Origin of the sequence: Pseudoalteromonas aurantia, from assembly GCF_005886875.1 — a bacterium.
GTDB classification, from domain to species: Bacteria; Pseudomonadota; Gammaproteobacteria; order Enterobacterales; family Alteromonadaceae; genus Pseudoalteromonas; species Pseudoalteromonas aurantia_A.
The window spans coordinates 1-22,360 of sequence record NZ_PNBY01000017.1 but is presented as its reverse complement, the minus strand read 5'-3'; the positions used below and the strand labels follow the sequence as shown (position 1 = coordinate 22,360).

At 41.3% G+C, this 22,360-nt stretch carries 19 protein-coding genes; 8 read left to right on the top strand and 11 right to left on the bottom strand.

The features are described 5' to 3' along the window. Positions 1–168 precede the first annotated feature (168 nt). The 4 genes from CWC18_RS03835 to CWC18_RS03820 all read right to left on the bottom strand — a co-directional run bounded on the left by CWC18_RS03835 (position 169) and on the right by CWC18_RS03820 (position 4,299). Entirely contained in the window at positions 169–888 is a 720-nt protein-coding gene (locus tag CWC18_RS03835; RefSeq protein ID WP_138674744.1) for a helix-turn-helix domain-containing protein, read from the bottom strand. A 507-nt stretch (positions 889–1,395) separates the two neighbouring features. Continuing rightward, positions 1,396–2,076: a single-stranded DNA-binding protein gene (ssb, locus tag CWC18_RS03830; protein ID WP_138674743.1), complete on the bottom strand. Its 681-nt coding sequence runs from the start codon at positions 2,074–2,076 to the stop codon at positions 1,396–1,398. A gap of 17 nt (positions 2,077–2,093) precedes the next feature. After that, positions 2,094–3,461, bottom strand: a complete 1,368-nt coding sequence (locus CWC18_RS03825) for an MFS transporter (RefSeq protein ID WP_138674742.1) — start codon at positions 3,459–3,461, stop codon at positions 2,094–2,096. A 52-nt stretch (positions 3,462–3,513) separates the two neighbouring features. Next, positions 3,514–4,299 carry a substrate-binding periplasmic protein gene (locus tag CWC18_RS03820; protein ID WP_249348299.1) on the bottom strand — a complete coding sequence of 262 codons (786 nt, stop codon included), beginning with the start codon at positions 4,297–4,299 and terminating at the stop codon, positions 3,514–3,516. Positions 4,300–4,412: 113 nt separating this feature from the next. Between CWC18_RS03820 and uvrA the strand changes: the two genes are divergently transcribed. Both uvrA and CWC18_RS03810 read left to right on the top strand, forming a co-directional pair. Continuing rightward, entirely contained in the window at positions 4,413–7,232 is a 2,820-nt protein-coding gene (uvrA, locus tag CWC18_RS03815) for an excinuclease ABC subunit UvrA (protein WP_138590746.1), read from the top strand. 40 nt (positions 7,233–7,272) lie between these two features. Continuing rightward, complete coding sequence (locus CWC18_RS03810; RefSeq protein WP_138590748.1) at positions 7,273–8,352, top strand: hypothetical protein; 1,080 nt, start codon at positions 7,273–7,275, stop codon at positions 8,350–8,352. A 35-nt stretch (positions 8,353–8,387) separates the two neighbouring features. Here the strand turns inward: CWC18_RS03810 and CWC18_RS03805 are convergent, their stop codons facing one another. After that, positions 8,388–8,774 (bottom strand): acyl-CoA thioesterase, encoded by a 387-nt coding sequence (locus tag CWC18_RS03805; protein WP_138590750.1) that lies wholly within the window; start codon positions 8,772–8,774, stop codon positions 8,388–8,390. Between the two features lie 29 nt (positions 8,775–8,803). On the opposite strand from CWC18_RS03805, the gene CWC18_RS03800 reads away from it, so the two are divergent. Then, the gene (locus CWC18_RS03800; RefSeq protein WP_138590751.1) at positions 8,804–9,508 is read left to right on the top strand and encodes a 2OG-Fe(II) oxygenase; all 705 of its coding nucleotides are present in this window, start codon (positions 8,804–8,806) and stop codon (positions 9,506–9,508) included. A 22-nt stretch (positions 9,509–9,530) separates the two neighbouring features. Here the strand turns inward: CWC18_RS03800 and CWC18_RS03795 are convergent, their stop codons facing one another. Beyond that, positions 9,531–9,899: a YacL family protein gene (locus CWC18_RS03795; protein ID WP_138590753.1), complete on the bottom strand. Its 369-nt coding sequence runs from the start codon at positions 9,897–9,899 to the stop codon at positions 9,531–9,533. 106 nt (positions 9,900–10,005) lie between these two features. Here CWC18_RS03795 and CWC18_RS03790 point away from each other — a divergent pair, with 106 nt between their 5' ends. Beyond that, on the top strand, positions 10,006–10,917 hold the full coding sequence (locus tag CWC18_RS03790) for an AEC family transporter (RefSeq protein ID WP_138590755.1): 912 nt from the start codon (positions 10,006–10,008) through the stop codon (positions 10,915–10,917). Here CWC18_RS03790 and CWC18_RS03785 read toward each other — a convergent pair. Beyond that, on the bottom strand, positions 10,897–11,136 hold the full coding sequence (locus CWC18_RS03785) for a hypothetical protein (RefSeq protein WP_138590757.1): 240 nt from the start codon (positions 11,134–11,136) through the stop codon (positions 10,897–10,899). The genes CWC18_RS03790 and CWC18_RS03785 overlap by 21 nt on opposite strands. Positions 11,137–11,323: 187 nt before the next feature. Between CWC18_RS03785 and CWC18_RS03780 the strand changes: the two genes are divergently transcribed. Then, positions 11,324–12,643 (top strand): short-chain fatty acid transporter, encoded by a 1,320-nt coding sequence (locus tag CWC18_RS03780; RefSeq protein WP_138590759.1) that lies wholly within the window; start codon positions 11,324–11,326, stop codon positions 12,641–12,643. Between the two features lie 32 nt (positions 12,644–12,675). On the opposite strand, the gene CWC18_RS03775 is transcribed toward CWC18_RS03780, so the two are convergent. Next, the gene (locus CWC18_RS03775) at positions 12,676–13,689 is read right to left on the bottom strand and encodes a site-2 protease family protein (RefSeq protein WP_138674741.1); all 1,014 of its coding nucleotides are present in this window, start codon (positions 13,687–13,689) and stop codon (positions 12,676–12,678) included. Between the two features lie 135 nt (positions 13,690–13,824). Here CWC18_RS03775 and CWC18_RS03770 point away from each other — a divergent pair, with 135 nt between their 5' ends. After that, the gene (locus tag CWC18_RS03770; RefSeq protein ID WP_138674740.1) at positions 13,825–15,033 is read left to right on the top strand and encodes an EAL domain-containing response regulator; all 1,209 of its coding nucleotides are present in this window, start codon (positions 13,825–13,827) and stop codon (positions 15,031–15,033) included. On the opposite strand, the gene CWC18_RS03765 is transcribed toward CWC18_RS03770, so the two are convergent. Beyond that, positions 15,023–16,084, bottom strand: a complete 1,062-nt coding sequence (locus CWC18_RS03765; RefSeq protein ID WP_138674745.1) for a CNNM domain-containing protein — start codon at positions 16,082–16,084, stop codon at positions 15,023–15,025. The genes CWC18_RS03770 and CWC18_RS03765 overlap by 11 nt on opposite strands. Positions 16,085–16,214: 130 nt before the next feature. Between CWC18_RS03765 and CWC18_RS03760 the strand changes: the two genes are divergently transcribed. Together CWC18_RS03760 and CWC18_RS03755 are read left to right on the top strand one after the other, a co-directional pair. Continuing rightward, positions 16,215–18,668 carry a S9 family peptidase gene (locus CWC18_RS03760; RefSeq protein ID WP_138674739.1) on the top strand — a complete coding sequence of 818 codons (2,454 nt, stop codon included), beginning with the start codon at positions 16,215–16,217 and terminating at the stop codon, positions 18,666–18,668. Positions 18,669–18,912: 244 nt separating this feature from the next. Further along, positions 18,913–19,617, top strand: a complete 705-nt coding sequence (locus CWC18_RS03755) for a response regulator transcription factor (RefSeq protein WP_010361309.1) — start codon at positions 18,913–18,915, stop codon at positions 19,615–19,617. 11 nt (positions 19,618–19,628) lie between these two features. Here the strand turns inward: CWC18_RS03755 and CWC18_RS03750 are convergent, their stop codons facing one another. Next, positions 19,629–21,143: a YifB family Mg chelatase-like AAA ATPase gene (locus tag CWC18_RS03750; RefSeq protein ID WP_138590765.1), complete on the bottom strand. Its 1,515-nt coding sequence runs from the start codon at positions 21,141–21,143 to the stop codon at positions 19,629–19,631. 24 nt (positions 21,144–21,167) lie between these two features. Further along, positions 21,168–21,782 (bottom strand): trimeric intracellular cation channel family protein, encoded by a 615-nt coding sequence (locus tag CWC18_RS03745; RefSeq protein ID WP_138674738.1) that lies wholly within the window; start codon positions 21,780–21,782, stop codon positions 21,168–21,170. Positions 21,783–22,360 lie beyond the last annotated feature (578 nt).

Here is a 22,360-nt window from a genome sequence, read left to right as displayed (position 1 = left end):
AAATTGCATCTAAGTTATTCATGCCCTTGCCTTGGTAATCTTATGTTTCTTGGTCGAAAGATCTGCTCACCACAAGGGAATTTAGTTCAATTTCTTATGCGCAGCTCAGGTTAAATAGTAGCCACAAGATAATTACTTTTATTAGATACATATTCATCTTGAAGCTACTCATTGACATTTTTTATAGTTTGAATGGTGGATTATTAATCGCTCAATTTGATGTTTTAGAGGCCTAATAAACAATTCAGCTAATATACTGCTATACACTAAAGTTAAGAACGCAATCCCCATACCAAACAATGTTGGATGACGATTAGCCAACTCACCTTGATAAGCAAAATCAACAGGGTAAAATAAAACAGCAACAACTCCTATCAAGGTTGAAATGAGGCCTGCTGCATAACAGTAAAAAATTAACCAATTAAGGCTAGAAACATGAGTGTGTAATCCTTTTTCGTGCTTTGGTAAAACAAAGATAAACCGCATTAATTTAATAATATCTAGAGTTTTCCCTCCACCTAAAGATATTGCAGCCATGCCAAGAGGAATAAAAACGGATAAAATAATACTCGGTTTATCAATAAACGCTACAACTCCACCTCCCAACTCAAACATACTGATAACTAAAGCTGTAATGACTAAAACACCACTAATACCGCTCCAATTAATTCCACCTTCACCAATTTGAACTTCTGTATCTTCTAAAAGTTCACTGGGAGGTATATCAAATGCTTTCGAAATTGCTTGCTGTGATTCTAAAGAAGCTGTTTCACCTTTCTCTAGCCTTTGTATCGTGCGCAAACTTAGTCCGCTAATTTCTGCTAAACGCTCTTGTGACCAACCGTTTTGGATCCGTAGTTTATTTAACTTTTCTGCTGAAATAGACATTGTTACTCCTGTCCAGTAATTCTGTGAGTCATCAGACTAAACCATCTAATATGACAGCGGTACGTCACGATACCGTCATCACTATGACAAAGAAGGTTTTGTTGATATTAACTAAGGCAATATACGCTTTCAATTCAACTAATTTAACCCCAGGTTTGGATAAGAGTTTTGAAATAGAAAGTTTTTTAAAAACAAACTTACGTAAAATCCAACGATGATATTTTGCTCAATATCAAGGCGTTTTTATGCAGTAATAGCGGGCTAATATAAATATAAATGAAAGCAACGCCGGGAGTGAAAAATAGCTTTATTGGGCAAATTCGCCTATCCAGAACTGAGGTTAATTTATATGGCTGTGGAATAATACCTAAGTCCTAAAGTATCCACATCATGACTAATCAGCCTAAAACTTTAAAAGTAAAAGTGTAGAAAATAGAAAACCCACTAGTAACAGTGGGTTTTTATTATTTATGATGTTTAACTTTACAGTTATAAAATAACTATGTGCTAGAAAGGAATATCGTCATCAAAATCGATAGGCGGTTCCATTGGATTGGATGCGCCACCAGCAGGTGCGGGCTTCGGTGCAAAACCACCTTGTTGCTGCGGAGCACTTTGCTGAGGCTGCGCAGGGGCAGCTTGTTGAGGTGCAAACCCACCTTGTGGAGGACTTGCAGGCTGCGGGGCATTTTGGTTTTGAGGCGAAAATCCACCTTGCTGCTGTCCACCTTGATATTGACCGCCACCTTGCTGAGGCGCTTGGTTATATTGCGCTTGTGGTTGTGAATAACCACCTTGCTGCTGTCCACCTTGATACTGGCCGCCGCCTTGCTGATCGCCACGCGCACCTAACATCTGCATTTGACCAGTAAAACCATCCACAACGATTTCAGTTGTATATTTGTCTTGACCACTTTGATCGGTCCACTTACGTGTTTGCAATTTACCTTCTACGTAAATTTGCGAACCTTTTCGACAGTATTCACCGACAATTTCAGCTAATTTGCCAAAAAATACCACACGATGCCATTCTGTCTTATCGATCATTTGGCCCGTGTTTTTGTCTTTATAACTATCAGAAGTTGCTAAAGTAATATTTGCGACGCCATTGCCGTTCGGCATATAACGTACTTCAGGATCTTGGCCTAAATTACCAACCAAAATAACTTTATTTACACCACGTGCCATGGCACCTTCTCCTCACTCTATTGCAAGCCAAGCACTTGCTTAGCCTGATTTAAATCAAAAATTTTGTCATCAATTTTAAGGTAACTGCGACTTTCTTCGCGCACAACTGTTGCTTCAATCACACCCGGTAACATCACTAACTTATCCGCTATATCAGCCGCTTTTTCAACGTCAGATAAAGGCACTGATAAACTAATTATTTTACTCTTTGGCGGGATCTGCATGTTCCATGCAATTGCCAACCATATTACCCCAATACAGGCTACCGCAGCAAATACTCCCTGCGGCTCCCCAAATTCAGCAATATAACCGCCTAATAAACCACCAAGGAATGCCCCAAAAAACTGGCCAGATGAGAATACCCCCATTGCTGACCCTTTTTGATTTGCCGGCGCAAACCTTGCAACTAACGCAGGCATGGTCGCTTCTAAAAAGTTAAACGCAACAAAATAAAATAACATACACAGTGCGATTGCTATAATAGAATTAACGGCAAGTACTAAGCTAATAGAACTGAATGTTAATAATACAATACTGGCTAAAAAAGCGGCTTTTTCTTTGCCTTTTTTAATCGCTACCATCATCAGAGGTGCCATAAAAACAAACGCCAGTAATAGCACTGGAATATACAACTGCCAGTGTTCAGCAGCAACAAGCCCACCGATAATAAGCTGACCCGGTAGCACCACAAACAATGTCGTTAATGTCAGGTGTAAGAACATCACGCCAATGTCTAGCCGCATCAATTGAGGATCTTTCACCAAGCGTCGAATATCACTAAATGAGGCCACTGTGTCGCCTTTTGGTGCACGTTGTATGGCGCTGGGTACCACAAAAACAATGATCACTATTCCTAATAACGCCAGTATAGCCGTTAACCAGAATACTCCCGCAATACCAAATGCTGCCGCGACCATAGGGCCCAATAACATGGCGATCGCGAAGCTGAGCCCAATGCACATACCAATAACGGCCATGACTTTAGGCCGTTGCTCATCACGACTCAAATCCGATGCTAATGCAAGCAAAGCACTGGCTATTGCCCCCATACCTTGTAATGCGCGACCTACCGTTACCCAATAAATTGATTCAGCGGTAGCCGCAACAACCGACCCTAAAGCAAATACAATCAAACCGGCAATAATAATGGGCTTTCGACCAAACTTATCTGATAGCCAGCCCATTGGAATTTGCAGTAACGCTTGTGTGAGCCCGTATGCACCAATTGCCAAGCCTATCCACATAGGTGACACATTTGCGAATGATTGCCCATAAATAGCCAAAACAGGCATCAGCATGAACAAGCCAAGCATACGAAATGCAAAGACACTTGCCAGCGACACTGCGGCACGTCTTTCTAAAGGATTTAAAGAGTGATTGGACATATTTCTCGTTTTTGTCAGCCAGCTTTAACGCGCGACATTCTAACAAAAAAACTCAGTCTAACTTATACTTTTTTAAGATTTGGGCTAATTTTCCGGAGTTTTTAATAGCAGTAAAGGCTTCTTTTAATTTATGGTACTGCGCTTTGCTAATGGTTCGCTTACTAAACGCATAATATACAGGCTCTTCATTGACCACTAAAGAACTCAGTGTGATCGACATAAAATCAGGATTATTTTGAGCCTGATATAAAATATTGTACTTTTCTTCTAAAAACCCTGAGATCCGGCCATGGCGTAATAGATTCAACTTAAGCTGATTATCTGGCACATAAATAAAATGACTATCTACGTCTTGCTCTTGAACCATACGCTTTTCAAACGCTTCACCATAATAGGCATCTCGCTGGATCGCGATAGGTGATGATAACGTAAACAAAGCTTCAATATTAGGTACCTCAAAGACTCTGGCTGTATTCATTGCAAATACAATGGTCTCCATACGCTGAGGGCCAATGAAATACGCATAATGCATCCGCTGAGCTATTTTTGAAACACTCAACATCATGTCAATTTCGCCAATTTCTAGCATTTTAAGTGCACGCCCCCATGGCACACTGACAAAACGATAGCTGCATCCAAATTCATCTAATAGAGCCCTCGCAAAATCTACATCTAGTCCATGCCAATTGGGCACTTTATCTAATTTAGATTGTGCACCATAATCTTCAAAACGTACGACATATTCACAATTAGAGTCAGCGCTCACAACGTAACCAGATGCAAATGCTAACGCGCTGATACAACACCACTGAGCAATATTCAAAACAACGACTCGCAAATTGATCCTATTGAATAGTTTAGTTCGTTTAGCAAAGATACGTTAATATTACGCAAATTATGCGATACTGTTTCGCTATCATTATCGCCATTAAACTCTGTAGTTAGGTCAGCATGGATAAAATAGAAGTCAGAGGCGCTCGCACGCACAATTTAAAAGATATATCGCTTACCATACCGCGCGATAAACTTATCGTGATCACTGGCCTTTCAGGCTCTGGAAAATCATCTTTAGCATTCGACACTTTATATGCTGAAGGTCAACGTCGTTATGTAGAATCACTATCTGCCTATGCCAGACAGTTTTTATCACTCATGGAAAAGCCCGATGTTGATCATATCGAGGGCTTGTCCCCTGCAATTTCCATCGAGCAAAAATCAACATCGCACAATCCGCGCTCTACTGTAGGCACCATTACTGAGATTTATGATTATCTTAGGCTATTATTTGCCCGAGTAGGTGAACCTCGATGCCCAACACATGATTTACCTTTGGCAGCTCAAACTATCAGTCAAATGGTTGATACAGCGCTTGAATATCCTGAAGGCAGTAAAATGATGTTACTTGCTCCGGTCGTTAAAGACAGAAAAGGCGAGCATGTTAAACTTTTAGAGCAATTAGCAAGTCAAGGGTACATTCGAGCGAGAATTGATGGTGAAGTATGCGATTTATCTGATCCTCCCACATTGGAACTACAGAAAAAACACACCATAGAAGTTGTCGTTGATCGTTTTAAGATTAAAGATGGTTTACAACAACGTTTAGCAGAATCATTTGAAACAGCACTTGAACTATCTGGTGGCATTGCTGTGCTTGCCAGTATGGATGATGCCCAGTTCCAAGAGGTTATTTTCTCAGCTAATTTCGCTTGTCCCACATGTGGCTACGCGATGATGGAGCTGGAGCCACGCTTATTTTCATTCAATAACCCAGCAGGCGCTTGTCAAAGCTGTGATGGGTTAGGTGTTCGTCAGTATTTCGACCCACAGCGGGTAGTACAAAATAAAGAACTTAGCCTCAGCGGCGGCGCAATTAAAGGGTGGGACAAACGCAGCTTTTACTATTTTCAAATGCTGCAATCTGTTGCAGAGCATTATAACTTTGACTTAGATGCCCCGTTTGGTGAACTTAGTCAAGAAGCGCAAACCATTGTGCTTGAAGGGTCAGGGCAAACCAAAATATCCTTCAATTATAGAAATGATCGTGGCGACCTCATAACCAGAAATCATGAGTTTGAAGGCGTGTTAAACAACATGAACCGCCGCTATCGTGAAACTGAGTCAAGTTCAGTAAGAGAAGAGTTGGCAAAGTACCAAACGAATCAAGCTTGTCCGAGTTGTAATGGTTCTCGTCTTCGCGAAGAAGCTCGCAATGTATTTATTGGTCAAACAACGCTACCGATGATCACCAATATGAGTATTGGCGAATCTATGAACTTTTTTCAATCGGTAGAGCTCACAGGTCAACGCGCTAAAATTGCTGAAAAGATCTTAAAAGAGATCCGCGATCGTCTTTCTTTCTTAATAAATGTTGGTCTAAATTACCTATCACTTGATCGCAGCGCTGATACGCTATCTGGCGGTGAGGCACAGCGGATCCGTCTAGCGAGCCAAATCGGTGCAGGCTTAGTGGGGGTTATGTATGTACTAGATGAACCATCTATTGGACTACACCAACGAGATAACGATCGCTTACTGAGCACACTCACGCATTTACGCGATTTAGGTAACACCGTGATTGTAGTAGAGCATGATGAAGATGCGATCAGAGCCGCAGATCATATTATTGACATTGGCCCTGGTGCCGGCGTGCACGGCGGTTATGTCATCGCGCAAGGTGACCGCGATGATATATTAAACAACCCCGACTCTATTACCGGCCAATATCTCAGTGGCGAAAAGTGCATAGCTGTACCAGAGAACCGACACCCAACCAATGATAAGTGGCTAGAGTTATTCGGCGCATCAGGCAACAACCTAAAAGACGTAGATCTACAGATCCCATTTGGCCTAATGACGTGTATTACTGGGGTATCTGGGTCGGGTAAATCTACTCTAATCAACGATACCTTGTTTAAGCTTGCACATACTGAGCTAAACGGTGCAACAACCGCAGAGCCTGCCGCACACAAATCAATTAAAGGCCTTGACCATTTCGATAAAGTTATCGACATAGATCAAAGCCCTATTGGCCGCACTCCACGATCAAACCCAGCAACTTACACTGGTATATTTACTGCTATTCGAGAGCTTTTTGCAGGCACGCAAGAAGCGCGTGCTCGCGGCTATAAAGTGGGACGCTTTAGTTTTAACGTGAAGGGCGGACGCTGTGAAGCATGCCAAGGCGACGGCGTTATTAAAGTAGAAATGCACTTTTTACCTGATGTATACGTTCCGTGTGATGTGTGTACAGGCAAACGCTATAACCGTGAAACGCTCGAAGTGCTCTATAAAGACAAAAATATTCATGAAGTGCTAGAAATGACGGTTGAAGATGCGCATAGCTTCTTCGAAAAAATTCCAGCGATTAACCGCAAGCTACAAACGTTAATGGATGTAGGCTTGTCTTATATTCGTTTAGGACAAGCGGCAACCACACTTTCAGGTGGTGAAGCGCAACGGGTAAAATTGGCGCGTGAATTATCAAAACGCGATACCGGTAAGACTCTTTATATCTTAGATGAGCCAACAACGGGCTTACACTTCCATGATATTCAGCAATTATTGGTTGTTTTACATAGATTGCGTGACCACGGGAACACCGTAGTGGTCATTGAGCACAACTTAGATGTGATTAAAACAGCAGATTGGATTGTTGACCTTGGCCCTGAAGGCGGTGCAGGCGGCGGCCAAATATTAATTGCTGGTACACCCGAGCAAGTCGCTCAATGTGAAGCATCTCATACAGGTAAATACTTGAAGCCTTTACTATAAGCACCTATCATTGGCGCATAACAATAATAACAAGGTCGTTATGCGTCAAATACCTTTCGTCAATAGCTTTTCAATATCGTCTTTTATACGAGCTTATAAAGAGCGCTTTCAAGCATTTTGGTTCAGTCTCACATTTGCACAACGTAGCTACTTTTTAGCCTGTACAACTTATATCACGTTAGCTATATCAGAGATTGACTCCACGAATGGATTTGCATTATTCATCGTGTCTACTTTGGTGTTAGCCGGGTTGATCCATGAATTTTGGCCTAAATTTTTATATTTTTGGGACAGCTTACCAGGCAAGTCTCTGATATTTTTATTTTATGCGTTTATAGCCAACTTTGCGCTTGTGCAAGCTGCAGGGCACGTCAATGACATAACAGGCGTAAGTTCAGACCACTTTCCGTATACACATAACTTAAGTGTCCTCCTTTCTTTGCCTACTTGGTTTATCACCACCAGCGTGGGGGCCTTGTTGCTACTGCAATTACTCATGCCACTTTACATTCTATTCTTGCTGTTAATAAAGCCATTTGGATTGGCCAAATTATGGCAATCTCCATGCTACAGGTTTCCTATTACAACAGGGATTGCTCGCTTCGCCTTAAGCTTTATGTTAACCCTGAATATGGCATTATTTTTAAGTAGTTCGGGATTAGCTCACGGCGTAAATCTCATAATAAGCGACATAGCCAACACCATATCAGATAAAAAAATCGCAGTTAACATTGATAGCCCTTCGGACGCTGCGATCATTACAATTAAAAAAGAGGACCAAACTACGCCTAAAGACAGTTCCAAATCAATCAATATTGAAGATATCAACTCACAAGAAACCGTAGATGAAGTACGTTCAGCCATTAAAGACAATACAGCACGCTCAGAGCGCTTTTTCCAGTGGCGGCAGAAAGTACTTGCTAACTTTATTTATGATCAAGAAGCCGACAGTAAATCTCGATGCCAGCTTACACCTGACAGTCGAGTTGTTGAGCTTAATGACTATGAAATACTGGAAATTATGAAACACACAGATACGCAAGGTTCAATCAGTTATACCTTCACGGTAAAGCCGTGTATTTCTCCGGCAATTGGCCACCAGTTTAAGGTATCTCTATAAAGTGATGACCTATTAAATAGGGTATGACTGAGTGTTTATAAAAGCGCGGTTAAGGCATTACGTTCATCTGTACTTAATGCCTGAGTCGACTTACTTGCAAAGTCATATCGTACCATAACCGTTTTACCTTCAGCACAGCATTCATCATGCTGCCAAGCTTGCTGTAAAATGACAAAGGAGCTATTCCCAATCTTTTCAATATGCGTTTTAATTTCAACCGGTTGGCCATAAAATAACTCACCAGTAAAAGTAACTTCGACCTTGGCAACAATCAATTTCCACGCATGTGGGTTTAAGTCTGGGGTAAATATTTTAAAAATTGGCACTCGTGCGGCTTCAAACCACACGGGGAGTACGGTATTGTTGATATGTCCTAAAACGTCGGTTTCACTAAACCGAGGCATTAATACTTCTGACAGCATAATAATTCCAATAACATGTAGGTACAGTCATGACTGATTTTATTCGCGTTTATGAAAACGCGCTAAGTACTGAGTTTTGTGATCAATTTATCACTACATTTGAGCAGAGCCCACACTTACAACAAGGGACCACATCAGGTGGTATCGACCTTAGCAAAAAAGTAAGCCAAGATCTGTACTTAAATTCACATCCTGAATATGCCGATCATTTACAGCATATTCAACAAGTCACAGCACAACACGTATTTCAATACATTGAAGAGCATTTTTTTATGTTAATTGGTGCTTTTGGTTTAAAGGTATATCACCCAAGTACAGGCCAACCCGTTGATTTAACCGTTGATAACTTTGATGAAGTTGGCAAACCTCAAATACACCTGCTGACCCAACAGCTATTCCGCTTAGGTTCTATTCAGGCACAAAAATATGAAGTTAATAAAGGAGGTTATCCGTACTGGCATAGTGAAGTTTACCCTCAGCTTGGGCATAACGAAGCATTACATCGTGTTCTGTTGTTTATGTTTTACCTGAATGATGTACAAGACGGTGGCGAAACTGAATTTGTATATCAAAATAAAAGGATTGCACCTAAAAAAGGCACGATGGTAATCGCACCTGGTTACTTCACGCATACACACCGTGGCAACAAACCCGTTTCTAACGATAAGTATATTTTGACCTCTTGGGTGCTATTTAATCGAGCGGAACAAATTTATGGGCAACCCACATCATAATATGTGGGTTATAACTTTTAGGCTAACGACCAGTAATAAATTGCTGCCATGCGGTCAATAGGTCAACAAAATCTTCAAAGCCACATCCCGCAACTAAGCCATGATCATCCAACGCTAGCGCATCATCTGCATACTGGCTAATATCACTACCCTCTTGAAATAACGCATGTGCTTCAAATAACGCTTCCTCTGTATTTAACGTAAAGCGTATTTCACTGCCTAATCGAACCCAAGCAGCTTGACCTTTTGTCATTGTCTTACATCGTGCCAATAAATCAGCTACTTCACTTTTATCAAGCTCTTCATTTAACCAACGTGCGATAAGTACTTGCTCATCGCTAATTTTGACTTTAAACCCCGTAATGGGGTCGCGGATAAATTGATACTCCAAAATTCAACCTTATTTACCTATTAACCCCGTTATTATACTGTGCAAGTGCTTGTTCTGTACAACTAGAGCGCGGATAATAGTGTTTTCATTTTCACCTAGATTGTTTATGCAACCGTTAAGTATTTTGTTTCCATTGGTCTTTGTTGCCCTTATCGGGTTTATATGTGCAAAGTTAAAACTGCTATCAACTGAACATTTTAACGGGCTTCGTCACTTTTTTTTCAATATCGCAATTCCAACTTATTTGTTTATCAGTATGTATCAAGCTGATTTAAGCCAAGTGCTTTCTGCTAACATCATACTCAGTTTTTATGGCCCTATATTTCTCATTTATGTTCTATGTGTTGTGTTATTTAAAATACTAAAAAATATGACACTCTCAGACTCAGCGGTATTGGCACTCGGTTGCACGTACTCCAATACTGTTCTCGTTGGTTTACCTATTATTATTACAAGTTTAGGGGCCCAATATGGTGCATTAGTATTTATTATTATCACATTTCATAGCGCCTTGTTATTCGCACTCACCTTTGCCTGCTCCACTAAACAAGAGCGTCGCTTTATTGATTTAATTAAGCCGTTATTTGTTAATCCTATTGTACTCAGTATCAGTGGCGGTTTATTGGCCAATTCGCTCAGTATCCCAATGCCAGACCCACTTCAGTCCGCACTGTCATTACTTGCCCAACCCGCTATAGCTGGTGCATTATTTGTACTAGGTGGCAGCCTAGTTAACTACGCCATAAAACAAGCTTGGCAACAAGCTCTAGTATTGAGCATAACTAAGCTCGTCGTATTACCTTGTGGTGTATATGCATTAGCAAGATGGGGATTTGACTTAGATATAAAAACAGTCGCGGTTGTTACCCTTATGAGTGCGTCACCTTTGGGGGTTAATGCTTATTTAGTTGCTCGCCAGCTAGGCACACAGCAAGCTGTGATGGCAAGCAGTGTTGCGCTTTCAACACTGCTTAGTGTTTTAACACTCAGTCTATGGCTAACTGCGATCATACCTTGAGTCACTGCGGTATTTAGCAGCATCAATGATTGACCATAAATGTGCAATTGCGGCAATCACCCCTGGTATAATCAAAAACCATAACGCGTACCCACCAACAACAATAATGGCAAAAATTAAAGCAGATAAAATACGCCCTTGAACTAATTGTCCTAAACCTGGGAAGAAAATATTACATATTGCGGCGATCACATTGCCGCCTGAACCTTGTCCTGCCATGGCAACCTCTTATAAATAAAAATAATAAACTATCTCTGATAATACAGCTTTCGTGCCAATATAATTTTATATAATAATCAGAAACTTAGAAAGTAAAAAACTTAATTCAATCTTACAAATTAGTGTATTACACTAACTTTTGGTTAAAAAGTTAGTTAAGATAAAACAAAAACTAGGATGTTCTGCCATGTTTTACCGACTCACTCGCCCCTTGACCCATTTGGTTGAGCGCTACTTACCCGATCCATATGTGTTTGTATTACTGCTCACACTTATCGTACTAATTTTAGCCAGTACCGTCACGCCTTTTACACCGATAGATGCCATCAATGCCTGGGGTCAAGGACTGTGGACATTACTCACATTCGCCATGCAAATGCTGTTGGTGCTACTTTCAGGATATATGTTAGCAAGCACTCCAATATGCGTTCGTGCCCTTGATAAAATGGCTCAAAAAGCCAAAACCCCCACGGTTGCAATCATTCTCATCACCGTAATATCTATGTTAGCAAGCTGGATAAACTGGGGGTTTGGGTTGGTGGTTGGTGCACTGTTTGCCAAGTCTCTTGCAAAACACATTAATGTGGATTACCGGGTATTAGTTGCTAGCGCATACTCTGGATTCATCGTATGGCATGGCGGGTTATCTGGGTCAGTACCTTTAACAATCGCCACAGCTGGGCACTTCTCTGTGGCGGATATTGGCGTGGTTGAAACAGCAAACACACTATTTGCACCGTTTAATATCATACTGTTGATCGCTATGCTGATCATCATGCCCATTTTAAATGCTTGTTTACTGCCACCGTCAGAAAAGCAAGTCATGATAGATAAACATAAATTAGCAGATACAAACCCCGATACCACTTCACCAACAACACACATGACACCTGCACATAAGCTTGAACATAACCCTTGGCTTGGCAGCGCGGTTGGCCTGCTCGGCTGCACGTATTTAGCGCACTACTTCTTTATTGAAAATAATGGCCTTAATTTAAATAGCGTCATTGGCATATTTTTATTCTTAGCTATTTTATTGCATAAAACTCCCGCAAACTTATTAAACAGTTTACAAAACGCGATGCCCGGCGGTGCAGGGGTCGTTATTCAATTTCCATTTTACGCTGGTATCATGGCGGTCATGGTCGACTCAGGCTTAGCACAACAAATTTCACGTGCTTTTGTCGCAATCAGCACCGCTGATACATTGCCCTTTTGGAGCTTTATGAGTGCTGGACTAGTCAATATTTTCATTCCCTCCGGCGGCGGACAATGGGCTATTCAAGCCCCGATTGTATTACCTGCAGCAGAAATGTTAGGCGCTGAGGTCCCGCGTGTTGCCATGGCAGTTGCTTGGGGTGATGCATGGACTAATTTGATTCAACCATTTTGGGCATTGCCAGTGTTGGCAATCGCTGGGTTGAAGGCGAGAGATATTATGGGTTTTTGCTTATTACAACTGCTTATTTCTGGAGTGGTTATTGCCGCCATACTGACATGGGCATGACGGCTATACATTTGTATATCAAAGAAGCCAGATCAACTTGATAAAATCTTCATTGGCAGACTCAGAATAGCACTTTCTGAGTCTGCAAAATGCATCATAACGGCAACGTGCGCAGCAACCACAACCACATACATAACTGCCGAAAATACCTGCCCATAGCGATCTAATGGCACTAAATGAGATTGATGACGACCGCGCCATTCAAACATAATTTCAAGTGTGCCTATGAATAAGAAAAAGACCAGTAACATTAACCCAAAGGTATAGCTGACCCATAAACCAAATAATACGCCACCTAAACAGACGAATAACCCAACCCAAGAACGCATTGAAAAGCTGATACTTTTTAGAACATGTCCACCATCTAATGGTAACATTGGCAATAAATTAAACAAATTTAATAAAGCACTGAGTACCGCTACGCCAGCAAAAATCTCCATTTCAGTAGCGTAATACAACACGACCCCGAGTACGGAGGTGATAAGGCCAAATGCGGGACCCATTAACGAAATCACCACATCTTGCCAACGAGTCGTAATTTTGTCGTCACTGATCGCCAAGCCACCGACAAATGGGATCAAATAAATGCCTTTAGTTTTTATTTTAAAGTATTGCATAGCACGAACATGACCATATTCATGAATCACTAAACACACAATCAACATAATGGCGAACTGCCATGAAAATAACCATGCGTAACCTGCAACTGATGCACCCGCCAATGCAGCTTTAACCACCTTTGCACTTTTAAATAATTTAAACCCTAACGCAGCTAACCCCATAAAGCTAAAGCCGCTCTTTTTTTCAGGAGCCGGCAGTTCAATCCACTGCCACGCTTGGCCATTAATCGCAATTGCAATTTGACCTTCGAATAACTTCTCTGTATTAAACTGAAACTGGTGCCCATGTGCGTCGGCATGGTAAACATTGTTACCACCGTCTTCCAGCGCAAGTGCTTGCTTATCACAAAATACTTGTACTATTTGTTCTGCTGACGCATGAACCACAAATTGGAGATCAGCAAGGGTAAATTCAACTTTTGTCATATCAATATTACACTGATTTTTTCTTTATTATCCCAACAAATCCAGACGCATACAAACCTACTTTTCACCTAAATTAATTTTAATTTTCTAAGGCTGTACTAAACTCATAGCAGCCACGTTTTCAAAGGAAATGTTATGACGGTCAAAGTAAATAAAATAATGGTTGTCGATGATTCTCAGGCGATTTTAATGGTAATGAAAGCCATTTTGACTGAATTGGGAGTGACGTATATTAGCTGCTGTAGTGATGCGACCCAAGCGCTGCAAAAAATACGACAAGCCGCCCATCAGTATGATGCCGTATTTACCGATTTAAACATGCCAGAGATAGATGGTATGGAGTTGATCCGGCAACTCGGTGAATTAAAGTATGCTGGAGGGGTTGCGATCATTTCTGAAATGGATAATAAAGTTATTAATCTAGCAGCTGATTTAGCAAGGCAGTGTAATGCACATTTGATTGGCAATATAACCAAACCCGTACAATTGTCAGAGGTGGATAGATTACTTCACAAGTTAGGGTCATTTATTTCCCCTCTAAGTCATACAGAAGTTCCTTTAAATGAAAGCGAGTTATTACATGCAATTAGCCATAATCAAGTCACGCCTTTTTATCAACCAAAGGTAAACCGATCTACAAAACACGTCACCAGCATAGAAGTGCTAGCGCGCATTGTTTCTGAAGATGAAGGAACAACGCTTTTACCCCATCGTTTTATTGGTCCTGCTGAAGATCTTGATTTGATCAACCTGATAACTTTTCAGTTATTTGAAAAAGCCACCGAAGAATTTAAATGTATTCGCTCAGAACTATGCCCCCCTGCAAGATTGGCTTTTAATTTATCGCCCAGCCAATTAAATGATCCGAGTTGCCCTGATAAGCTGGCACTTATTTTGGAGCTTAATCGTTTAACACCGCAGGATATTATTCTAGAGATCACCGAGCACTTGCCATTAGAAAGTAGCACACAATTAGAAACGATGAACCGCCTAAGGATCCGCGGATTTGAAATTTCATTGGATGACTTTGGTACTGGCTTTACTAATTTTCATCAGCTTAAATCTTTGCCATTCACCGAGATAAAAATAGATCGTTCGTTAGTCACTCATGTCGAATCTGACCGATTTTCACAAGTGCTCATTGATAGCTTAGTTGATATCGCGCAAAACGAACGCCTGAGTATTGTAGCTGAAGGCGTTGAACGTATCGAGGAGTTACAATACCTAGATAGATACAAGCATAACCTACTTATGCAAGGCTTCTTAATTTGTCGACCAAAACCAAAAAAAGAGTTTATCCGTTGGATCCGCTCTTGGCTCAGAATGACAAACTCTAACTCTTAGGTTTACTTTCTAACTGCTCTTCATCAGCTTCAATCAGGTGCGAGTGATTATCAACCCGATCGCGCCACTTTTGTTTTGCGGCAAGTTGCATGTTTGAAGACTGATCTCGCTCATCTACAATATCCATGCCCATTAAAGACTCCAACATATCTTCAAGGGTAACTATACCTTGAATATCACCGTATTCATCTATTACTAAAGCAATATGAATTCGCTTTTCCAATAGTGTTTGGAACAATTCAGGGGCTGCCAACGTTTCTGGAACGGTATACAGATCAATCGCTAATTTACCAATTTTATAATTCTCACCCAAACGATGGTACGCCAGCATAATATCGTTTTTATGCACAAAGCCAATAATGTCGTCGGTATTTTTGTCGTAAATTAATACACGAGAGAATGAAATAGCGCCGTGTTCAGATAAATACTCATGCACCGTCATGTCTTTATGAACTTTAAACAACACCGTTCGAGGTGTCATAACCTTCTCTAACTTCGCGTGTTTAAACCGTAACAAACTGCGGATCGTTTGGGTTTCATCTTCATCTAATGCCCCCGCCTCAGATCCCATTTCAGCCATTGCTTCAATTTCTTGTCGAATATACTGTGCTTCGTTTTCTTTGCTGCCCATCAATTTTGTTAACTGATCAGATAACCAAACAAACGGTTTTAAAATTCTGATCAACCATACCAAACATAAAGATACGATGGGTGTTAATGTACGCCAATAAGTTGCACCGAGTGTCTTTGGAATGATTTCAGATAGCACCAAGACCAACAACGTCATAACAGCAGAAGCAATACCCACCGCCGCATCAGAAAATACCACCGCAGCTTGAGCCCCCACGCCAGCCGCACCAGCTGTATGTGCCACTGTGTTTAAGGTTAAAATAGCCGCCAATGGCTTATCTATATTGTTCTTTAAAGCTTGCACCCGCAGTGCTAACGTCAAACGCGTTTTTTTCAAAATAGCAATATGGCTTGGCGTAATACTTAATAGCACCGCCTCCATCACAGAGCATAAAAATGAAATGGTGATGGCAATTAGCATATAACTAACTAATAGAAACAACGGGTAACTCCTTACAATTAGGCTGGCGACAGTTAATCGCATGACCGATTATTAATAGTGATATATATGATATATTGGGCCAATATTATTACCTACAATAGGCTCAACTATGATTTTCCGTACCGCGGTTACATTATTGCTCTCAGCTGTTGCAACACAGCTGGTCGCAGCTCCTCTCGATGAGAGTAAAATACAGTTTATCGGTCCATTAGGTACACAAAGTACCATAAAACCTCATAATACACCGCATCAAAAAAGCATAATTAATAATTTGCTGCCTCAGTTACAAAAGCCTAACCAAAAACTGGAAGTATTTGGTAATACCCGCTCATGGCAAAGCCTTGAGCAAGTAAATGCGCTCACCGTTAATGGTATGCAAGCACTGCGTTTCAATTTTAGCACGACACGTTTTGTTGAAGGCACTTTTACCCTATCGGGGATCGAAAAAGCCCATGTATTTCTCAATGGCGAGCCATTAACTGGGAAAAATGAATTCTCCATTCATGCGGTCACAGGCGATCATCAAGTGATTATTATCACTGAACAAGTAGATGACTGGAAAAAGGTGGTAATTGATTACACACCAAAAACTGAGCATGATGAGATTGTTTTGACACAAAAAACGACGACTGCACTCTCGGCAAAACAACTTTATGATGCGCCAACAATTAGTGCTATCTCACTTTCACCAAACGGAAAATTTTACGTAGCGACAGAGCGCCATTACCAAGCAAACCGTAAAAATGCTGCAATTAGCAATACCAGCCTGAAAAACATCGAGGGTGACGTACTATATCGCCTTTCTGGTGTATCAGCGTCGCAAGTATCATGGTCACCAGACTCAAATGCCATTGTGTTTACGCAAGATAAACGAGTCTCTATACTCAATATTAAAGATTTCAGCATAAAAACCGTTGCAGAACACTTTACAGGCGCATCAGGTTATCAATTTTTCGACAAAGATACGCTCATTTTCTCGTGGTCAAATACACCTGATGACAAACATACGCTCGTAAAGCATTACTCAGGCCTGGAAGATCGTTGGTCATATGCGCGTTCAATAAGCCAACCTTTTTTACTCGATGTAAAGTCTGGATTAGTCAGTACCATTTCTGAAAGTAAGCTCAGTACTCGCATAGCTGATTTTGATAATAAACGTAATACCGTTCTAGTCACTCGTAACCCAGTTAATTACGCAGCGCCTCCACATATGCTCACCGAGTTAGTGGAAATAGACTTATCGAACCACACAGAAAAAATGCTTGGTGAATATAGAACATTTAACCGAGCTAAATACACAGACAAAGGCATTTACGTTATAGCTGGCCCCGACTTTAGCCAAGGCCTTGGCAGAAACCTGCCAAAAGACATGCTAGCCAACAATTACGATGGTCAGCTCTACCTGTTGAATAATGATGGCGAAAAACCGCAAGCCCTCAGTAAAAAATTCGACCCTGCAATTGGAGGTTTACAGGTACTCAGCAATGGTGATGCAGTGCTGAATGTTACGGACAAAGATACAAAAAAACTGTATTTATACGACGAAAGTAAGCGTCGCTTCAAAAAGCTTAATACAGGCTTTGATGTTGTACAAAATTACAGCGTCTCTAAAACCAGTAAAGGTCAGGTCCTTGTAACGGGCAGTCAAGCTTCATCACCACAAGCACTGAGCCTAGTTACCGTAAAACGTAACAAAACGAAAGTGCTATGGGACTCAAAACCTGTTGCTTATGATAATAGCGAAATCGCCGCTTTGGAGGAGTTTAACTTTACCAATGAGTCAGGCACGCAGATAAGTGGCCGCGTTTACTTACCACATAACCTAGATACTTCGAAAAAACACCCGGCATTAATCTACTATTATGGCGGTACATCACCTGTATCAAGAGGCTTTACTGGTCGCTATCCGTTTAATCTATGGGCAGCACAAGGGTATGTGGTTTACGTAGTGCAACCAACAGGTGCGACAGGATTTGGGCAAGAGTTTTCAGCCAAACATGTCAATGCTTGGGGAGAACATACTGCAGATGATATTATCCAAGGTACTAACGAGTTTTTAGAAGCCTACCCATTTGTCGATAAGAACCGTTTAGGTAACTTAGGTGCATCTTATGGTGGTTTTATGACGATGCTACTGGCGACCAAAACTGACTTATTTAGTGCATCTATTGCACATGCCGGTATTTCTAATATTACCTCATACTGGGGCCAAGGTTGGTGGGGCTACTTATACTCAGGCGAAGCGTCTAAAAACAGCTTCCCATGGAATAATCCATCGCTTTACTCGCAACATAGTCCAGTATTTCATGCCGATAAAGTAACAACGCCTTTATTACTAATTCATGGTGATGCGGATACTAATGTGCCTCCTGGTGAGAGCCATAATATGTACACCGCACTCAAGCTACTTGGTCAAGATGTTGAACTGATCGAGTATAAAGGGGCAGATCATCAAATTATTGTACGCGACCGTCGCTTCCATTGGTGGGACACAATGCTTGCCTATTTTGATATGCACCTAAAAGATCAACCTCAGTGGTGGGACCACATTTATAGCAAATAGCTTTATTGGGTGAGAGGGTTATGCTCTTTCACCCTACTTTTAATATAGACAATGCCTCCACTACTTTTAAGCATATGACCCTCCTACTTTTTCTATTCAAGGCACTAATTAACAATAAAAACGTGTTGTTCTGAAAGTATTATCGCTATTCGGCACTTTTTATCACAAAATAATCATGTTCGACTTCTCAGCTGACTTTTCTCAATGCTAATATAGGGGTAATTATTGATTAGATAGCGATACTATGAGCATCCACGTATTATTAGTAGAAGATGATGAACTGTTGGCTAAGCGTATTTTAAATCACTTTGCCAATACAGAGTTTTCGATCGACGTCGATAATACCGGCGCAAGTGCGTTAGAAAAGGTACAAAGTAGCCAGCAAGAACCGAATAAAATTACCCTCGCCATTGTCGATATTGTATTACCAGCAACTGATGGGTTAGAGCTTGCCAAAGAACTTAATACATTGACAGATATTGGGGTGATCATGCTCTCAAGCAGAGACTCTCAAGCTGACCGTATAGCAGGGTTAGCACAGGGCGCTGATGACTACATTTGTAAACCCGTTGATCTATTAGAACTTGAGCTAAGAATGCGAGCGTTGTGTAAACGCCTAACCATCGCCGATGATCAAGATGAGTCTGAAGAGTTTATCGAATACGCAGACTTTAAACTTCATCCTGATAACCGTACATTAATCAACGGCCAAGCTGAAGAATCTCGACTCACAGAAGCTGAGCATAAGGTACTCATTTGCTTAATCGCCAACGCCGGTAAAGCCACTTCAAGAGAGAAAATATCAGAAGATATCGGCCAACCTGATTGGAGCCCTAGCGACAGAACCGTTGATGTGTTGATTGGTCGGTTAAGAAAAAAACTTGGTGACGAAAAAGAGCAAAAAAGAATTGTCACCGTGCGCGGTAAAGGCTACATGCTTTCTGCTTAACACAGCCATTTTTAATACCGAGTGAGTTGAGACAATAGCCGCTCAAACGCTCGGTAACTTAATGCCTCTTTGATATCTACTAAGTCTATTTTCGCTCTTCCGGCCATGTCTGCAATGGTACGCGCCACCTTTAATATACGATGGTATGAACGCGGTGATAAGTTAAGCTTCTCGGTCGCAGCACCTAAAAACTGTGATTCTGCATGACCTAATTTACAAAACTGACTAAGCGCTTTGTTGCCTAACAATGCATTACACATACCTTGACGCTCAATGGCAATACGGTGCGCAGTGTTCACCCTATTTCTTATGGTTTCACTTGATTCTGCACAAGTTTCAGTTTGTAGCTCTTGTGTAGTTAACCTTGGTAGTTCAATTTGCAAATCAATTCGATCTAAAAATGGGCCTGATATTTTTGATAAATACCGAAGTACTTGATCTGGTGTGGCCCGCTTATCTGAAATAGACCCAGTCGGGCTTGGATTTAATGCTGCAATCAGCTGAAACCGAGCAGGAAAATCAACTTGGCGGGCAGCTCTAGATATTGTTACCAAGCCTGTTTCCATCGGTTCACGTAGCGAGTCGAGCACCTTACGCTCAAACTCAGGCAACTCATCAAGAAATAACACACCATTATGCGCCAGAGAAATCTCTCCCGGCTTGGGATTAGACGACCCCCCCACTAAAGCGACAGCCGAGCAAGTATGGTGAGGGCTTCTAAATGGCCGGTTTCGCCAATTCTCTATATCAATGGCTTTTCCAATTAATGAATATATTGCGGCGGTCTCAAGTGCTTCATTGTTTAGTAGTGTGGGCATAATCGACGGCATACGCTGTGCCAGCATCGACTTACCAGTGCCTGGCGGCCCTAAAAATAGTGTATTGTGACCTCCTGCCGCCGCAATTTCCAATACACGCTTTGCTGCACTTTGACCTTTAACTTCACTCATGTCTACATGTGAGGTAACTGAATGTGTTTTTACATCAGGGTACTGCATGTTTAATGGCAGCGCATCTTGACCTTGTAAATCTAACCATAACGATTGTAGCGAGCTTACTGCCTTTCGATTACAATGTTGCGCTAAACTGGCCACCTGATCGTTGCCTTGTGGAATATAGCAACACCTCTGTGCTTTCTCTGCCGCAAGTACTGCTGGTAAAATGGCATTAACCGAGTGCACCTCACCACTTAATGTCAGCTCACCATAAAATTCATAGTGATGTGACTGAAATGCCTGTAACTGGTTTGAAGCCACTAAAATACCCACAGCAATCGCCAGATCATAGCGTCCGCCCTCTTTCGGTAAATCAGCAGGGGCCAAGTTAACAGTGATCCGTTGCTCAGGGAATAAAAACTTTGAATTGGTTAACGCGGAGCGCACCCGCTCTCGGGCTTCTTTTACCGAGGTTTCAGGTAACCCGACAATATGGAATGCTGGTAGTCCATTGCTTAAATGTACTTCAACAGTGACTTCCGGTGCAGAGATCCCAACTTGGGCACGTGTATAAACTTTAGCAAGTGACATATCCTTGTCCCTTTGATTACTTAGCTATTCTGGGTATTTAAATATATGGATCACCCATTTATGATGCATTGCCAACAAGCGTAGTCCAAGTGTTGCAGACATAGCACAAACCATAATGACTTCAATAGGTAAAGACCAGTGTGATAGTTGAGTATATACTATCCCACCGAATATACACGTGATGGCATACAGCTCCCCCTTTAATAATAGGGGCATATCCCCCGCTAGGACATCTCGAATAACCCCACCAAAGCACCCGGTTATCACCCCCATTATGATGGCAGTTGTATCCGGCATTCCAATAGAGAGCGCTTTTTGCACTCCCATCACAGCAAAAAATGCCAAGCCAAACGCATCTGCTATTTGTAACATCTGCTGTGGAATTTGCTTATGCCGATTTAAAAAATAAACGCTGATCATGATGGCGACACCAATCGCAATAAAATAACTTGCATCATGTAACCAAAATACCGGAATATCTAAAATAATATCCCGAAGGGTTCCGCCCCCGATTGCTGTAACAGTAGCCAGCACCACCACCCCAAATCCATCCATGTGTTTACTGTGCGCAATCAAAGTACCTGAAATAGCAAATACCATTACACCAAGTAAATCAAACCAATGAAATAACTCAGTCATATAAAATTACTTCCTAAAAATAGCTTAAAAACGGCCAATTCTCTCTAACACTGGCAGCTCGTTATTATAAAAACAACTTCAAAAAAATAAAAACACTCCATTACCTACACTACATTACTAAAAACCATAATCATTCTTATAAGCCAAATAAAAAAGTCGCTCAGGCAAGCGCCCCCTAAAAACTTTACTTTACGACATTATTTATAATGGTAATAAAGCTTGGAACACATTAATCACAGAGCATTAATAGAGCCAAAAGCCTAAATGCTAGAAACTGAGCAATAGTGTAGTTTTTCATTAATGTAATTAGTATTAGACCGGTTGGTACAATTATTAAAGATTGTTCTGGGTCCTGACCTTCGTCAGGAAGGCAAAAAAGTGAGGTGAATTCGCTGCACTGGATCCTGACCTCTTCGGTAAAACACTGAGGTGAGCGTAATAAAAAACTACCTCTAAATAGAAACCTCCGTCTCCCTGAACTGGTTTCAGGGTCGATCGCTTTTCAGGGTCTATGGCTTTTCACTGACCTTTCATCCCAAATTCCTTTTCCTGAACCCTAAAAGCAAAAAACCCGTCGC

Bases quoted from the DNA above. Each gene is read 5' to 3' on its own strand.
- CWC18_RS03835 (WP_138674744.1), bottom strand. From the start codon at position 888: ATGTCTATTTCAGCAGAAAAGTTAAATAAACTACGGATCCAAAACGGT.
- ssb (WP_138674743.1), bottom strand. From the start codon at position 2,076: ATGGCACGTGGTGTAAATAAAGTTATTTTGGTTGGTAATTTAGGCCAA.
- CWC18_RS03825 (WP_138674742.1), bottom strand. From the start codon at position 3,461: ATGTCCAATCACTCTTTAAATCCTTTAGAAAGACGTGCCGCAGTGTCG.
- uvrA (WP_138590746.1), top strand. From the start codon at position 4,413: ATGGATAAAATAGAAGTCAGAGGCGCTCGCACGCACAATTTAAAAGAT.
- CWC18_RS03810 (WP_138590748.1), top strand. From the start codon at position 7,273: ATGCGTCAAATACCTTTCGTCAATAGCTTTTCAATATCGTCTTTTATA.
- CWC18_RS03805 (WP_138590750.1), bottom strand. From the start codon at position 8,774: ATGCTGTCAGAAGTATTAATGCCTCGGTTTAGTGAAACCGACGTTTTA.
- CWC18_RS03800 (WP_138590751.1), top strand. From the start codon at position 8,804: ATGACTGATTTTATTCGCGTTTATGAAAACGCGCTAAGTACTGAGTTT.
- CWC18_RS03790 (WP_138590755.1), top strand. From the start codon at position 10,006: ATGCAACCGTTAAGTATTTTGTTTCCATTGGTCTTTGTTGCCCTTATC.
- CWC18_RS03785 (WP_138590757.1), bottom strand. From the start codon at position 11,136: ATGGCAGGACAAGGTTCAGGCGGCAATGTGATCGCCGCAATATGTAAT.
- CWC18_RS03780 (WP_138590759.1), top strand. From the start codon at position 11,324: ATGTTTTACCGACTCACTCGCCCCTTGACCCATTTGGTTGAGCGCTAC.
- CWC18_RS03775 (WP_138674741.1), bottom strand. From the start codon at position 13,689: ATGACAAAAGTTGAATTTACCCTTGCTGATCTCCAATTTGTGGTTCAT.
- CWC18_RS03770 (WP_138674740.1), top strand. From the start codon at position 13,825: ATGACGGTCAAAGTAAATAAAATAATGGTTGTCGATGATTCTCAGGCG.
- CWC18_RS03765 (WP_138674745.1), bottom strand. From the start codon at position 16,084: ATGCTAATTGCCATCACCATTTCATTTTTATGCTCTGTGATGGAGGCG.
- CWC18_RS03760 (WP_138674739.1), top strand. From the start codon at position 16,215: ATGATTTTCCGTACCGCGGTTACATTATTGCTCTCAGCTGTTGCAACA.
- CWC18_RS03755 (WP_010361309.1), top strand. From the start codon at position 18,913: ATGAGCATCCACGTATTATTAGTAGAAGATGATGAACTGTTGGCTAAG.
- CWC18_RS03750 (WP_138590765.1), bottom strand. From the start codon at position 21,143: ATGTCACTTGCTAAAGTTTATACACGTGCCCAAGTTGGGATCTCTGCA.
- CWC18_RS03745 (WP_138674738.1), bottom strand. From the start codon at position 21,782: ATGACTGAGTTATTTCATTGGTTTGATTTACTTGGTGTAATGGTATTT.